Consider the following 14283-nt stretch of genomic DNA (forward strand, 5'->3'; position numbering starts at 1 on the left):
TGATATCAGAACTGGCGGAACGCGGCGGCGGCATGCCGTTGGGGCAGCCGGTCGCCGCTGGAAAACAGCTTGTGCCGTAGCGAACCCTCGGCATACGCGGTCTTGTAACGGCCCCGATCCTGCAACGCGGGAACGACCAGGTCCACAAAGTCCTGGTGGCTCTCGGGCGCCACGGTGCGGCTTAGATTGAAGCCGTCGATGCCGGTCTCGTCGACCCATTCGGCAAGCGTGTCCGCTACCTGGGACGCGTCACCGACGATGGCCGGATAACGCCCGCCCATCGTAAACAGGTCCAGCAGCTTGCGGCGCGTCCAGCCGTGCTGCGCGGCGGTGCGGGTGGCCGATTCGATGGCGTTGCCACCGCCGTAGTCAACAGGATCGTCGAGACCATAGCGGCCAAAGTCGACGCCGGTGCTGGCGGCAAAGTGGGCAAGCCCGGCTTCGCGGCTGGCGTAGTCGCGGTATTCGGCATGTTTTTCTCGGGCTTCCGCCTCGGTGCGGCCGGTGACCACCGCCGCGCCCATGAATACCTTCACGTCGTCCGGATGACGGCCGGCAGCCACAAGTTGCTCGCGCAACGCGGTCACCGTCTTGCGCGCCGCGTCCTTGCTCGGCGGCGAGATGAAGACGCATTCCGCATGGCGTGCCGCAAATCGCTGCCCCCGGCCGGAGCTGCCGGCCTGGAACAGTACCGGCGTGCGCTGTGGCGACGGCTCGGACAGGTGGTAGCCGTCCACCTTGTAGTACCGGCCGTGGTGGCTCACCTTGCGCACCCTGGCCGGATCGGCGAAGACGCGCGCGGCCTTGTCGCGCCGCACGGCGTCGTCCTGCCAGCTACCTTCCCAGAGCTTGTAGAGCACCTCCAGATACTCGTCGGCGCGGTCGTAGCGTTCGTCATGGGCAAGCTGCGCGTCCAGTCCCATCGCGCGCGCGGCGCTGTCGAGGTAGCCCGTCACGATATTCCAGCCCACGCGGCCGCGCGTGAGGTGATCCAGCGTCGAGAACCGGCGCGCCAGCAGGTACGGCTGCTCGTACGTCAGGTTCACCGTGACCCCAAAGCCAAGATGCCGCGTGGCCGCGGCCATGGCCGACACGATCAGCAGCGGGTCGTTCACGGGAAGCTGCACCGATTCCTGCAGCGTCACATCGACGTTGTTGCGATAAACGTCGTACACGCCAACGATATCGGCGATAAACAGGCCGTCGAACAGGCCACGCTCCAGCGTACGCGCCTGGTCGATCCAGTATTCGAGCGTGTTGTAGTCGGCAGACCGGTCCCGCGGATGCGTCCACAGGCCATGGTTGATATGCCCGACACAGTTCATGTCGAAGGCATTGAGCAGGATGTGCCGCCGTTGCGAACCATCGTCCATCACCATCAGATGGCTCCATGCCGGGGCGGCAACGTGTCGTTGAGGTGGAAGTTGCCGATGGCGTGGTACTTCCAGCGTACCGGGTCGTGCAGCGTATGCGTGCGGGCATTGCGCCAGAAGCGGTCCAGCCCCTGGTTGTCGAGGGTGGCCGATGTGCCGCCGAGCTCGAACAGCCGCGTGCCCGCCAGCAGCGACGCGGTGGTGGTCGATGCGCGGGCCGCAGCCACCGCCAGCGATGCCTGCGCCACGCTTTGCTCGCCGGGCGCCGCCTGGGCGGCATCGGTGGCGCGGCCGGCCCGGCGCACCAGAGCTTCGGCGGCCCGCAGCCTGACCTGGACGTCGCCAACATGATGGATGGTCAGCGGGTCCTGCGATGCACTCGCCACGCCCGCATCGATCCACGGCCGGGCGTGGTCGCGCACATACGGCAACGTGGCGGCAAACGCGCCACGTCCGATACCCAGATCGATGGCCGCGTGCAGCAGCTGGGCGAACGGGCCAATCGTCGTGGGCCGCTCGAACGATGCCAGGAAGGGCACCACCCAGTCGCCGTCGATCCGCACGTTGTCGAAGGTGACCGACCCGCTGCCGGTCACGCGCTGGCCAAAGCCGTCCCAGTCGTCGGTGATGCTGACGCCCTCGGCCGTGCGGGGGACGAACGCCAGCCACGTCACCTCGCGGCCGTCTTCCTGCGTCACCACCAGCGTCGGAATCCAGTGCGCATACAGTGCGCCGGTGCAGTAGAACTTCTGGCCGTCCACCCGGAAGCCGTCGCCATCGCGCGTCAGCCGGGTGCGTCGCCTGAAATCCTTGTGGCCGATCTCGGCCAGCGCATTGCCGAAGCGGTCGCCAGCCAGGGCGCGCTGGTAAAAGAACGCCTGCTGGGCAGGCGTGCCGCCTACGCGCAATACCTCCAGCGCGTAGAAATGGTTCTGCGGGATCTGCCCGAGCGATCCGTCCGCCGCGGCGATGATGGCAATGACCTCCGCCAGCGTCACACTGGAAACCCCAGCGCCCCCGTGCTCGCGGGGCACGGTGATGCCCCACAGGCCGCTGGCGCTGAAGGCGTCCAGCTCGTCCCACGGCAACAGGCGCTCGCGGTCCCGTCTGGCGGCGCAGGGCGCGAATTGCGCGGCCAGCCGGTGTGCGATCGCAATGGCCTCGGCATCGTCCGCAACGGCATGGGGTGCGGCGGTGGGCGCAGCGGCGGGGGCCACCCGGCCATCTGCGGGGGGCGGCGTCAGTAGCAACGACATGTCAGTTCCAGGAATGCCGCTTGGGCAGCGCGTTGTTCAGGTGATAGTTGCCGATCAGATGCAGCTTCCAGCGCACCGGATCGTGCAGCGTATGAGTGCGGGCATTGCGCCAGTGGCGGTCAAGGTTGTGCCTGGCACGCGTGGCCGACGAGCCGGCCAGCTCGAACAGCTTCTCGCTCGCATGCAATGCGGCCTCGGTGGTCAGAACCTTGGCTTCGGCCACGGCAACCGACGCGCGGGCGCTCGATGCGTCGGTGAGCGGCTGTGCGGCGATCTCGTCCAGCGTCAGCCCGGCTTCGCGCAGCACGGCGCGGGCGCCTTCGATGTCGATGGCCAGCCGGCCCACGTCTGCGATCAGGTGGGGGTCATCGGTGGCGCGTGCCACGCCGGCATCGACCCAGGGGCGGGCGTGTTCGCGCACGAAGGCCACCGCATCGTCAAAGGCCGCCTGGGCGATACCCAGGTCGATGGCGGCCTGGATCAGTTGCGAGTTGGGGCCATAGAGCCCGGGCTTGCCGGCAAGTTGCCAGAGCGGGATCACGTCATCGGGCGCGATGGATACCTGGTCGAATACCACGGTGCCGCTGGCGGTGGTGCGCTGGCCGAAGGATGACCAGTCGTCGATCACGGTCAGGCCGGCGGCGTCGCGCGGCACCCAGACCTGCACGGGGCGGTCATCGTCGTCCAGCGCCCGCGTCGGCACGCGATGCGCGTACAACGCCCCCGTCGAGTAGTAACGCTTGCCGCTGAGCCGCAACCCCTGGGCCGTCCGCTGCAGGCGCGTGGTGCCATCCAGGATGGTGCGGCTGCCCGCCGAACGCCGCTCGGGACCGGCATTGCCAAGCCGCTGGCCGGCCAGTACTTCGGCATAAAAGCGTCGCTGCTGTGCATCGGTCCCGGCCTCGCGCAGTACGCCAAGCAGGCCAAAGTGATTTTGCGGAATCTGGCCCAGCGATGCGTCGGCCGCGCTGAGGATTGCAAAGACCTCGGCCAGCGTCGCGAACGACACGTCGGCGCCGCCATGGGCCTTGGGCACCGTGATGCCGCCCAGACCGCTCTCGGACCACAGATCCAGCTCGTCCCATGGCAGCACACGTTCACGATCGCGGGCCGATGCGCCCTGTCGATAGATGCCGGCCAGCGTATGCGCGGCTTCGATGGCTTCGGCGTCGGTGCGGATGCGTCGCACGCGGGACGGGTCGGGCGGGCGCGGCTCGCGCCGGCCTGTGGTGGCGGGCGCCACCGCGTGAATGTCGGAAAGGTCGGTCATGGCGTATCGATGGAATGCGCGGCGCGGGCTGGCGGTCCGCCCGCCCTGTGCGGTGTCATCAGCCAGGGCCCCGGCGCGGCATGGTTCCGACACCATACTGCGGCGGGTCCGGTACACGAACGACGCGTTTTTTCTATCCAAACGCGACCGGAGCGCATAAGGCCATGCGCATTCCGTCGATCGGCGGCAATGCCGCGCGCAGGATGGCCGCCCTGGTGGCGCGGCGGCGCCGGCCGCGCTAGCCTTTGCGCCGGCGGCCTGGCGCATCCACCCGATACTGGCCGGGCATGCCCTTCCAGGCGCAGCGGTCGCCACCGCCGCCCAGTTCGCACGCCAGCGCCGACAACATCATGGTGGCCAGTATCAGCAGTCGATGCAGCATGGTGGCCCGGTTACTTGCGGTCGATGTCGAGCACGGCCTGCGCAAACGCCGTGGGCGCTTCCTGCGGCAGGTTGTGGCCGATGCCGCCCGTGATGTCGCGATGCTCGTAGCGCCCCGTGAACTTGCTCTTGTAGGCGCTGGGCGCCGGGTGCGGCGCACCGTTGGCGTCGCCTTCCATCGTGATGGTGGGCACGCTGATGGTGGGCCCCGTGGCGAGCTTCTTCTCGATGTCGTCGAACTTCGACTCGCCCTCGACCAGGCCCATGCGCCAGCGGTAGTTGTGAATCGTGATGGCCACGTGGTCGGTGTTGTCCAGCGACACGGCGCTGCGCGCGAACGTGGCGTCGTCGAACTTCCACTGCGGCGACGCGAGCTTCCAGATCAGCTTGGCAAAGTCATGCGTGTACTTCGTGTAGCCCGCCGCGCCGCGCTCCGTGGCGAAGTAGAACTGATACCACCATTGCAGTTCGGCCTCGGGCGGCAGTGGCAGCTTGCCGGCAGCCTGGCTGCCGATCAGGTAGCCGCTGACCGAGACCAGGCCACGGCAGCGGTCGGGCCACAGCGCGGCCATGATGTCGGCGGTGCGGGCGCCCCAGTCGAAGCCGGCCACGACCGCGGTGCGGATCTTGAGCGCGTCCATCAGCGCGATCATGTCGACCGCGATGGCGGACGGCTGGCCGTTGCGCTTGGTCTCCGGCGACAGGAACGTGGTGGTGCCGTAGCCGCGCAGGTGCGGGATGATCACGCGGTAGCCACGCTGTGCCAGCAGGGGCGCGACATCGACGAAGGCGTGAATGTCGTACGGCCAGCCGTGCAGGAGCAGGGCCACCGGGCCGTCGGCCGGGCCCAGTTCGGCATAGCCGACGTTGAGCACGCCGGCGTTGACCTGCTTGATGGTGGCGAACGACGTATGCGAGCCGGGCGTGACCGGCGCCAGTGGCGCGGCCTTCGACACGCCCGACTGCGCGTGCGCGGAACCGATCACGCCAAGCTGGGCGGCAGCCAGCGCCAGGCCGGCGGTGCCAAGAAAGTTGCGGCGCGGCAAATCGATGGTCTTGCTCATGTTTTCTCCTTTGCGTCTGACGCTAGCGTTCTACTTCGAGGGTGGCTTGTATTTCGCTTCTATCGGGCCGAAGCGCCCTCCCACATCGCCTTGTCGAAGGGCTCGGGATGGGCCTTCGACGGACGGCCCGTGCTGGAGGGTTGGCACGAGTCTAGGGAGGTGCCGCAAGCCGCATGTGTCGGCCTGCCCCGTTTTTGTATCGCTGTGTATGCAGACCCGGGCGGCACGATATGCGGATACAAATCCGCCGCTCAAATCCGCCCCATACGTCTTTGGTATGACCCCGGCATGCCGATGCGCTACGGCTGTCGGACCAACGGGCAATGCACACCGGGGACGGGCATGCCTACCATGTACGCACGGGGCACGCGGGTGTTGGCCCTGGGGAGAGACATCATGGATCAAGCCAATGGGCTCGAACTGGTCCGGCTGCGCGCGGCGGCGTCTGCACTGAGCCAGGACGCACGGCTGTGGCGCTGGTTTTCCGACCAGATGGAAGAGCACCGGCTCATTTGCGAACGCAACCGGGACTGGTGGCATATCACCGTCGCCGGGCGCGAACTGGCCTGCGACCGATCCTTCGATGTCGCCGTGCGCGCGGCCTACGCGCTGAGCCGCGCGCTGGAAGCCGTGTAGCCGTCGTTGCCGGGGCGCCATGGGGCCCCTCTGCGGCGCCAGCACCACACAGTCGTTTGCAATTTCATCGAAAGCGTCGATAATTCCGCTTCGCGTTGGGCGGGCCGACGTCGATATCGCGCCGTTTCCCGGCAATTTCATCGAATCCTTGTGCATCTTCGGTCATCTGGCTGGAGCGCGGTCCGTTCTGCTGCGTCAGGCGCAGCGCCTGGGGCCGCCCCCGCAAGCCCCGGGCAGAACGTCCATGCATAGTGAGAACCACGATGAACAGCAGTGCCGCCTTGATGCGGGAATCGACCGACGACGGTGTCGTACTGGTCGTCGATGACGACCTCGACGTGCGGCGTGCCCTCTCGGGGCTGTTCCGCTCGGTCGGGCTCGCCAGCGAGTCCTTTAGCTCGGGCGAGGAACTGCTGGCCCACGAATTTCCGGACCAACCCACCTGCATCGTGCTCGATGTGCGCCTGCGCGGCGCCAGCGGGCTGGACCTGCAGGGTCATCTCAACCGCGCCGGCAAGAGCGCGTCGATCGTGTTCATCTCGGGCTACGGCGACGTGCCGATGACCGTGGCCGCCATGAAGGCGGGCGCCGTCAATTTCATCGCCAAGCCGTTCCGCGAACAGGATCTGCTCGATGCCGTCAACGAGGCATTGCAGCGCGACCGCGACCGCCGCCAGGCCAGCTCGCAGACCCAGCTGCTGCGCGAGCGCCTCGATACCCTGACCAGCCGCGAGCGCGAAGTCATGAAGCTGCTGGTCCACGGCCTGATGAACAAGGAAGTGGCGGACGAACTCGGCATCAGCCAGGCCACCGTCAAGATCTACCGCGGGCAGGCCATGCGCAAGATGCAGGCGCGAACCTTTGCCGAACTGATTCTCATGGCCCAGGCACTGGGCATGGTGACGCCGGGCACAGGCCCCGGCGGCGACGGCGGCCCGGACGCCGACGCGGACTGATGGGAAAGTCATGCCGGCCAGCACCGTTCAGGCGGGCTGCGCCGCGCCCATGATCCGCTGACCCAGTGCGATCCCCCACTTGACCAGGCGCCGGTCGGCCGGCAGCTGGTCCTGTTCCCACGCAGCCAGCGCCGGGTCGATACCGCCCGCACCGTCCGCCTTGTCAACGGCGCGCCCCTGCAGCGCCCGCGCCAGCGCCACGGCATTGGCCGCGGCCTTGCCGGCCCCGGCGCCGGTGTGCGGGCGCGCGACGAACGCTGCGTCGCCCAGCAGCACCACGCGCCCGAACACCATGCGTGGGGCCTCGTAGTCGTGAATCAGCTGCAGGAACGGATCGGGCGTGGCGGTGACCAGCCCCGCCAGCGCGGGCGCCAGCACATCCAGCGCGCCCATCTGGAGGTTGCGTATCTCGGCATCGCGCATGGCGCCGGGCGGCAGGGAATAGTTGTGGCGCTGGCCCACGCGGTCCTGCAGCAGCGCATCGAGTTCCGGCCCCTGCGCGATCTTGCGATACCAGACCCAGTTCTGCCGGCGCTCGCCGGGCCGCACGCTGCCGTCTTCGCCCGGAATCCGGTACGACAGGAACTGGTGCGCCCGGCCGTCCTGGAACACGAAGCTGTTGCGCAGCAACGGCTCGCTGATGCTCGGGAGCGCCGTTTCGGGCAGAACGCCGCGCCACGCGGCATATCCGGCGTAGGTGGGCCGGGCACCGGGCAGCAGCTGTGCGCGCACCGCCGACAGCGGGCCGTCGGCGCCAATCAGCAGGTCGCCTTCTTCGGCGTGGCCCGACGCAAAGCGCGCCGTTACCCGGCTGCCATGCTGCGCGAACGCCGTGAAGGTTTCGCCGGCACGCAGCGTGGCGGGGTCCACGGCGCGGCGCAGGCGCAGGTAGAGGCCGTTCCAGGCGATCTGGGTCTGCGGCATGTACGCGCGTCGCTCGGCGCCGTTTCGGTCCACGAACACGCGGTCGCGCGACGGCACGCCGAAATCGGCGCCCGGATCGATCCCGGCGAAGTCGAGCGCGTCGATAACCGCTGGCTGCAGCACCAGGCCGCCGCCACGGCTGTCCAGTTCCTGGGGAGACCGCTCGAAGACGACGACGTCCCAGCCGGCTGCCCGCAGGCAGACGGCGCTGAACAGGCCGCCAAGCGAGCCGCCGATGACGATGGCGCGGGGGCGTGGTGGTGTGCGCATGGTTGACTCCGGGTGGAAACGAGATATGTGGAATGGGGACGGGAAAGCGGCTCAGGGCGCAATCAGGTGGCGCAGCCGCTCGCCGGCCAGCGGCATGTCGCGCAGGCGCTGGCCCGTGGCATCGAACAGGGCGTTGCCGATGGCGCCCGCGGTCGGGCCCATGGCCGCTTCGGCCACGCCCAGGAACGGGGTACCGGGGCGATCCACCAGATGCACGCGCACCTGCGCGGGTACCGCGGAAAAGCGCAGGATCGGATAGCTGCCCCAGTCGAAGCTGCGCACGCCATTGGCATCGAAGCGCAGTTGCTCGTAGAGCGTCCAGCTCGCCGATTGCAGGATGCCGCCCTCGATCTGGTTGCGCACGCCATCGGGATTGACGATCTGTCCACAGTCCACCGCCACGTCGGCGCGTGTCAGCCGAACCTGGCCCGTATCGCGTTCCACGGCCACTTCCACCGCCATCGCCACGTAGGCCATCAGGTTCTTGTACTTGCCGAAGGCGAAACCCACGCCGTGTCCGGGCTTGCGCTGGCGGCGCGGCCAACCGAACCGCTGTGCCGCCAGGCGGATCACGTCGAGCGCGCGGGGGTCGTCCATGTGGCGGATGCGGAATGCCACCGGGTCGGTGCCAGCCGCACGCGCCAGGTCGTCCATGAAGGTCTCGATGGTGAACACGTTCATGTGCGCGCCCAGTGACCGCATGGCCGACGTGCGTAGCGGCATGGTCGGCGAGAAGTTGTTGACGATATGGCTCGCGAGCAGCCGGTAGAGCGGAATCGCGTTGCGGTCGCCGCCGCCCTCGGGTTGCAGCATCGGCGTGGACGGGGCCGGCTTGAACGGCCGTGCCAGCTGCGTGGCAGGCAGCAGCCGGCCGGCGTTGACCACCCGTTCGTTGTGGGAGCTGCTCCACAGCGCATAGTCCCAATCGACGATCGTGCCGTCGGCCGACAGCGATGCCTTGACGTGCGTAACCATGGCCGGCGTGAAGTGGTCCCACATGTGTTCCTGGTCGCGCATCCATTGCACGCGCACCGGGCGCCCCGGCAGGGCGCGGGCCAGCAGCGCGGCGTGCGCGGCCACGTCGTCGGCGCCGTTGTGGCCATAGCAGCCCGAGCCTTCCACATGCACGCAGCGGACGGCATCCTTCGGCAGCGACAACATCTCGGCCAGGCCGTCGCGCAGCGGGTAGACCCCTTGCGAATGGGTCCAGACGGTCAGCTTGCCGTCCTGCAGATGCCCCACGGCGCACGACGGGCCGATCGATCCGTGCATCAGGTAGCGTTTCGTGCAGGTGGCCTCCAGTGTCTTCGCCGCCGGCGGCATCGGCGCCCTGGTGTCGGCAATCACGATGCGCTCCGTGGCGATCTGGCGCAACTGCGCCGCCACCTGGTCTGGCTGGGGCAGGGCGCGGCCCTTGCCCCAACGGCAACCGGCCGACAGCGCGCGCTGGGCCTGCACCGCCTGCCATTCGCGCCGGGCCACCACGGCCAGCATGCTGCCGTCGCGCACGATGGCGATAAAGCCGGGCGTGGCGCGCGCGCCGGCTTCGTCCACGGACAGCAGTGGCGCATCGTAGGCCGGCGGCAGGACCACGCGGGCATGCACCATGCCGGGCATCTTCAGGTCCTGCACGTAGCTGGGTCCACCGGTTACCTTGCCGGGGATATCGAGGCGCGGCATGGCGGTGCCGATCACGGTGAACGATGCCGGATCGCGCAGCGGCGACGTCGGCGTGGCCATCGTGTGCAAGTTCACATGCGGCAGCAGTTCGGCAAACGTGACCGAGCGGCCATCGCGGGCCGCGATGCGCGCGTCGCGCGCGGTCAGCGTGGCCGGGTCCGCGCGCAGCACGCGCGCGGCGGCATCGGTCATCAGGCCGCGTACCTGTGCGGCGGCATGCAGCAGCGCGCTGCCGCTGTCGGCCATCGTGTGGCTGCCGGCGGTCAGTCCTTCGTCGGGCAGCCGCACGGTGTCGGCCGTCAGGAACGTGATGCGGCGCGGATCGATCTGCAGTTCCTCGGCGGCCACCTGCAGCAGCGCGGTGCGAATACCGGTACCGAGTTCGACCTTGCCCGTATGGACGGTGACGGCGTTGTCGGGCGCCACGCGGATCCAGGCGTCCAGATAGGGGTTGGTCTTCAGGCTGCCGGGCAGCTTTTCGAGCCCCTTGCCCACGTGAATGGCCGCGCCTTCGTCGGCCAGCACCATCTGCGCCAGCGCCTGCCTGCCCGGCAGCAGCGAGAAGCCCACCAGCAGCGAGCCGGACACCATGAAGGCGCGTCGGCCGGGATTGGCCACGTTCGCGATGTCGTCTGCGGGGTTCATCACGCGGCCTCCGTGGCGGGTTTGATGCCGGCCTTGCCGGCATCCGCCACTGCGCGGATGGCTGCGAGGATGCGCATATGCGTGCCGCAACGGCACAGGTTGGGCTCCATGTGCGCGCGGATCTCGGCATCGTCCGGATGCGGGTTGCGATCGAGCAGCGCCTGGGCGCGCATGATCATGCCGGCGATGCAGTAGCCGCATTGCGCCGCCTGGTGATCGATGAACGCCTGCTGCAACGCGCCGGGCTTGCGCGTGGTGCCAAGGCCCTCGATGGTACGCACCTGGCGCTTGCCCACGGCCGACACCGGCAGCAGGCACGAGAACGTCGGCTGGCCATCGACGATCACGGTACAGGCGCCGCATTGGCCCAGGCCGCAGCCGAACTTCGCGCCGTTGAGCCCCAGGTCTTCGCGCAAGGCATAGAGCAGCGGCGTGGCGGGATCGATGTCGAGGGAATGGGTGCTGCCGTTGACGGTGAGCTTGATCATTGCGGGGCATCTCCCTTGCGGATGTCGGTAACGGCCTGCGCGACGTCGTTCCACGGCGGCAGGCGGGAATAGGTGGCCCGCAGATAGACGGTCAGGTCGGCGATCTGGCGATCGTCCAGGGCCTGGTGGAACGCGGGCATGAAGTGCAGGGCGTCCTCGCCTTCCCATGGCACGCCTTGCAGGATCATCTGGATGGTGTTGCGCGGCGTGGTGGCATGGATGGCGCTACTGGTGGCCAGGCTTGGCCGGTCGCCGAATTGCTGCATGGGCGACCGATCGCCATGGCACGACGCACACGCGCCGGCAAACAGCACCTGGCCACGCTGGACGGCCTGCGCATCGACGGGTGCGCTGCCGGGGCCGGCCTGCCGGGGGGCGGGCTTGCGCAGGTCCAGCAGATAGGCGGCGATGGCTTCGGCATCGGCCTGCGGCACGGTGCCCAGTTCGCGCGTCACCGGCAGCATCGGCCCGGCTGCGGCCCCATGTGCCGACGAGACACCGGTGCGCAGGTAGGTCACCAGTTCAGGCGCTGTCCACGGCACGGCGCCGTGTGCCAGTGCGGCCAGCGACGGAGCCTCCCAGCCGTCGATCACCCCGCCTTCGAACGCCTGGCTCCATTTCTCCCCGCCGATCAGGTTCAGCGGCGTGTGGCACGCAGCACAGTGGCCGGCGCCGTCAACCAGGTATCGGCCGCGGTTCCATTGCGCGCTACGCGAGGTATCGGCGGCCTGCGGGCCGGGCCGCAGGAACAGCACGTTCCAGAACGCCACAAGCGGGCGGAAGTTCAGCGGGAACACCAGCGCGTTGGCTGGCGTGCGGGTCTGTACCGGATCGCGCCGCATCAGGTACGCGTAGGCCGCCGCGATATCGTCGTCGGACATGCGCGTGAAGTGGATATACGGAAAGGCCGGGTAGAGCTGATGCCCGTCGCGGGCGATACCACGGCGCATGGCGCGCGTGAATGCCTCGGGCGACCAGTTGCCGATGCCTGTCTGCGGGTCGGGCGTGATGTTGGTGGAGTAGATCGTGCCAAACGGCGTGGCCAGCGGCAGGCCGCCCGCAAACGGCTTGCCGCCCCTGGCGGTGTGGCATACCGCGCAATCGCCCTGCGCCACCACCTGGGCGCCGCGCAGCACGCGTTGCCGGTCGAACGATGCCGGAGCCGGTGGTGCCACCGGCGCGATAGCCGGCTCCCACATCAGGTACGCGGCCATTGCGATGGCCAGCATGGCGGCAATGAGGAGGATGGATAACCATCGGCGTGGCAACGGCATCTGGGGGCTCCCGTGGATTCCTGTGTCTTGTTGACAGGCATCGTAGAAGTCGGGGCAGGGTGGCTTCAATTGCCGCGTGGTCGGTGACGCGCTAAACGAAGGTATGAGATGGGGGCGGCCAGGAGTGTGGTGGCGGGCGCAATGGCTGACTCCCCTCGGCCGTGTGGGCGAGGGGAGTCAGCCAGGGCCAGGCGCGGCAGCCGGCGCCTAGCGCAGCAGGTTGGTTTTCGCCAGTTCGACCAGTTCGTCGGCGCGGCCGTTCATGACGGCCTTCAGTGCCCACAGACTGAAACCCTTGACCTGTTCCGCCTTGAGCGCAGGCGGCATGGCCAGCTCCTGGGTGTTGGTCACGACGTCGAGCAGGGCCGGCCCATCGTGCGCCAGCATCGACGCAATGGCGTCCGGCAATAGGCGGGGGTCTTCCACGCGCTGCGCGTGCACGCCCACCGCGCGAGCCATGGCAGCGAAATCGGGGTTCTGCAGCGAGGTGCCGCTCTCCAGAAAGCCCGATGCCTTCATCTCCAGCGCCACGAAGCCCAGCACGCTGTTGTTGAAGATCACCACCTTGACGGGCAGCCCCTGCTGCACGAGCGTGAGGAAGTCCCCCATCAGCATGGCAAAGCCACCGTCGCCGGACAGGCTCACCACCTGCCTGCCCGGGAAGGCGGCCTGCGCGCCGATGGCCTGCGGCAGCGCGTTGGCCATCGACCCGTGCGCCAGCGATCCGATCAGCCGGCGCCGGCCATTCATGTGCAGGTAGCGTGCCGCCCAGATGGTGGGCGTGCCCACGTCGAACGTGAAGATCGCATCGTCGGCGGCCTGCTCGCTGACCAGCCGGGCCAGGTATTGCGGATGGATCGGGCGCCGGCCGCTGTCGCCGGTGGCCAGGTCGTCCAGCTGCTTGCGGGCGTCGCGGTAGTGGCGCACGCTCGCATCGAGGAAGGCGGTGTCGGCCTGCGGGGTCAGGCGTGGCTGCAGCGCGTCGAGCGTGGCGGCCACATCGCCCACGAGCCCGAGATCCAGCCGCGTGCGACGCCCCAGGTTTTCCGGCCGTACGTCGATCTGCACCACGCGGGCGCGTTCGGGATAGAACTGGCGATACGGGAAGTCGGTGCCCAGCATGACCAGCGTGTCGCAGTTCTGCATGGCGTGGTAGCCGGAACTGAAGCCGATCAGCCCCGTCATGCCCACGTCGTAGGGGTTGTCGTATTCGATGAATTCCTTGCCGCCCAGCGCGTGCACCACCGGCGCCTTCAGTGTCTCGGCCAGCCGCACCACCTGGTCGTGCGCGCCGGCACAACCGCGCCCGCACAGCAGCGTGGTGCGCTGGCCGCCACGCAGCAGCTCGGCCAGCGCGTCCAGCGACGCGGCGTCGGGCACCACCACGGGCGCCGGCAGGGTCATCGACGCCGGTGCGGATATCCCTGCCGTCGCAACGGCCCGCAGCGCCACGTCACCGGGAATGACGATGACCGCCACGCCCCGACGCCCCACGGCCGCGCGAATCGCGGTCTCCAGCACGCCGGGCAGCTGCTCCACGCTGGACACCAGTTCGCAATAGTGGCTGCATTCGCGGAACAGCTGCTCGGGATGCGTTTCCTGGAAATAGTTGCGGCCGATCTCGGCGCTTGGAATGTGTGCGGCGATGGCCAGCACCGGCACGCGCGAGCGATGGCAATCGAAGAGCCCGTTGATCAGGTGCAGGTTGCCCGGCCCGCAGCTGCCGGCGCACACGGCAAGGTTGCCGGTCAGGTGCGCTTCCGCGCCGGCCGCGAAGGCAGCGGTTTCCTCGTGCCGGGTGTGAATCCAGTCGATGTCGCCGCGCTGGCGCAGCGATTCGGTCAGTCCGTTGAGGCTGTCGCCAACGACGCCGAAGATGCGGCGAACGCCGGCGCCGTGCAGCACCGAGGTGATCAGATCGGCTGCATTTTCCGTGGCCATGCTGTGCTCCTTGTCCGGAAGGAATGCCTGTCAGATAAGCCAGGCAGCGAAAGATTCAACCTAGCCTACGTCGGGCCGATCCGCCAGCCTTGTATTCCGGTGGCCGCACTTTCGAATTCGCACGG

At 68.5% G+C, this 14283-nt stretch carries 12 protein-coding genes; 2 read left to right on the forward strand and 10 right to left on the reverse strand.

The features are described from left to right. Window positions 1–5 precede the first annotated feature (5 nt). The 5 genes from D9X30_RS07065 to D9X30_RS07085 form a co-directional block, all read right to left on the reverse strand. On the reverse strand, window positions 6–1373 hold the full coding sequence (locus tag D9X30_RS07065) for an LLM class flavin-dependent oxidoreductase (protein WP_153947150.1): 1368 nt from the start codon (window positions 1371–1373) through the stop codon (window positions 6–8). Between the two features lie 5 nt (window positions 1374–1378). Then, window positions 1379–2629, reverse strand: coding sequence for an SfnB family sulfur acquisition oxidoreductase (locus D9X30_RS07070; RefSeq protein WP_153947026.1), 1251 nt, complete (start codon window positions 2627–2629; stop codon window positions 1379–1381). A gap of 1 nt (window position 2630) precedes the next feature. Then, complete coding sequence (locus D9X30_RS07075) at window positions 2631–3899, reverse strand: SfnB family sulfur acquisition oxidoreductase (protein WP_153947027.1); 1269 nt, start codon at window positions 3897–3899, stop codon at window positions 2631–2633. Between the two features lie 238 nt (window positions 3900–4137). After that, complete coding sequence (locus D9X30_RS07080; RefSeq protein WP_228770844.1) at window positions 4138–4281, reverse strand: MarR family transcriptional regulator; 144 nt, start codon at window positions 4279–4281, stop codon at window positions 4138–4140. Window positions 4282–4291: 10 nt separating this feature from the next. Next, window positions 4292–5344 carry an alpha/beta fold hydrolase gene (locus D9X30_RS07085; RefSeq protein WP_153947028.1) on the reverse strand — a complete coding sequence of 351 codons (1053 nt, stop codon included), beginning with the start codon at window positions 5342–5344 and terminating at the stop codon, window positions 4292–4294. A 396-nt stretch (window positions 5345–5740) separates the two neighbouring features. Here D9X30_RS07085 and D9X30_RS07090 point away from each other — a divergent pair, with 396 nt between their 5' ends. Further along, the gene (locus D9X30_RS07090; protein WP_153947029.1) at window positions 5741–5980 is read left to right on the forward strand and encodes a hypothetical protein; all 240 of its coding nucleotides are present in this window, start codon (window positions 5741–5743) and stop codon (window positions 5978–5980) included. Between the two features lie 263 nt (window positions 5981–6243). After that, window positions 6244–6936 carry a response regulator transcription factor gene (locus D9X30_RS07095; protein ID WP_153947030.1) on the forward strand — a complete coding sequence of 231 codons (693 nt, stop codon included), beginning with the start codon at window positions 6244–6246 and terminating at the stop codon, window positions 6934–6936. A gap of 27 nt (window positions 6937–6963) precedes the next feature. Here the strand turns inward: D9X30_RS07095 and D9X30_RS07100 are convergent, their stop codons facing one another. The 5 genes from D9X30_RS07100 to poxB all read right to left on the reverse strand — a co-directional run bounded on the left by D9X30_RS07100 (window position 6964) and on the right by poxB (window position 14158). Next, window positions 6964–8130: an FAD binding domain-containing protein gene (locus tag D9X30_RS07100; protein ID WP_153947031.1), complete on the reverse strand. Its 1167-nt coding sequence runs from the start codon at window positions 8128–8130 to the stop codon at window positions 6964–6966. A 51-nt stretch (window positions 8131–8181) separates the two neighbouring features. Continuing rightward, a complete protein-coding gene (locus D9X30_RS07105) occupies window positions 8182–10455 on the reverse strand; it encodes a xanthine dehydrogenase family protein molybdopterin-binding subunit (RefSeq protein ID WP_153947032.1) in 2274 nt (757 codons plus the stop codon). Then, a complete protein-coding gene (locus D9X30_RS07110) occupies window positions 10455–10943 on the reverse strand; it encodes a (2Fe-2S)-binding protein (RefSeq protein ID WP_153947033.1) in 489 nt (162 codons plus the stop codon). The genes D9X30_RS07105 and D9X30_RS07110 overlap by 1 nt, the downstream gene beginning before the upstream one ends. Further along, window positions 10940–12217, reverse strand: coding sequence for a cytochrome c (locus tag D9X30_RS07115; protein ID WP_153947034.1), 1278 nt, complete (start codon window positions 12215–12217; stop codon window positions 10940–10942). Before D9X30_RS07115 ends, D9X30_RS07110 begins: the two co-directional genes overlap by 4 nt. A gap of 207 nt (window positions 12218–12424) precedes the next feature. Continuing rightward, window positions 12425–14158, reverse strand: a complete 1734-nt coding sequence (poxB, locus tag D9X30_RS07120) for a ubiquinone-dependent pyruvate dehydrogenase (RefSeq protein ID WP_153947035.1) — start codon at window positions 14156–14158, stop codon at window positions 12425–12427. Window positions 14159–14283: the final 125 nt, after the last annotated feature.

This window comes from Cupriavidus sp. U2 (assembly GCF_009663685.2).
GTDB classification, from domain to species: Bacteria; Pseudomonadota; Gammaproteobacteria; order Burkholderiales; family Burkholderiaceae; genus Cupriavidus; species Cupriavidus necator_C.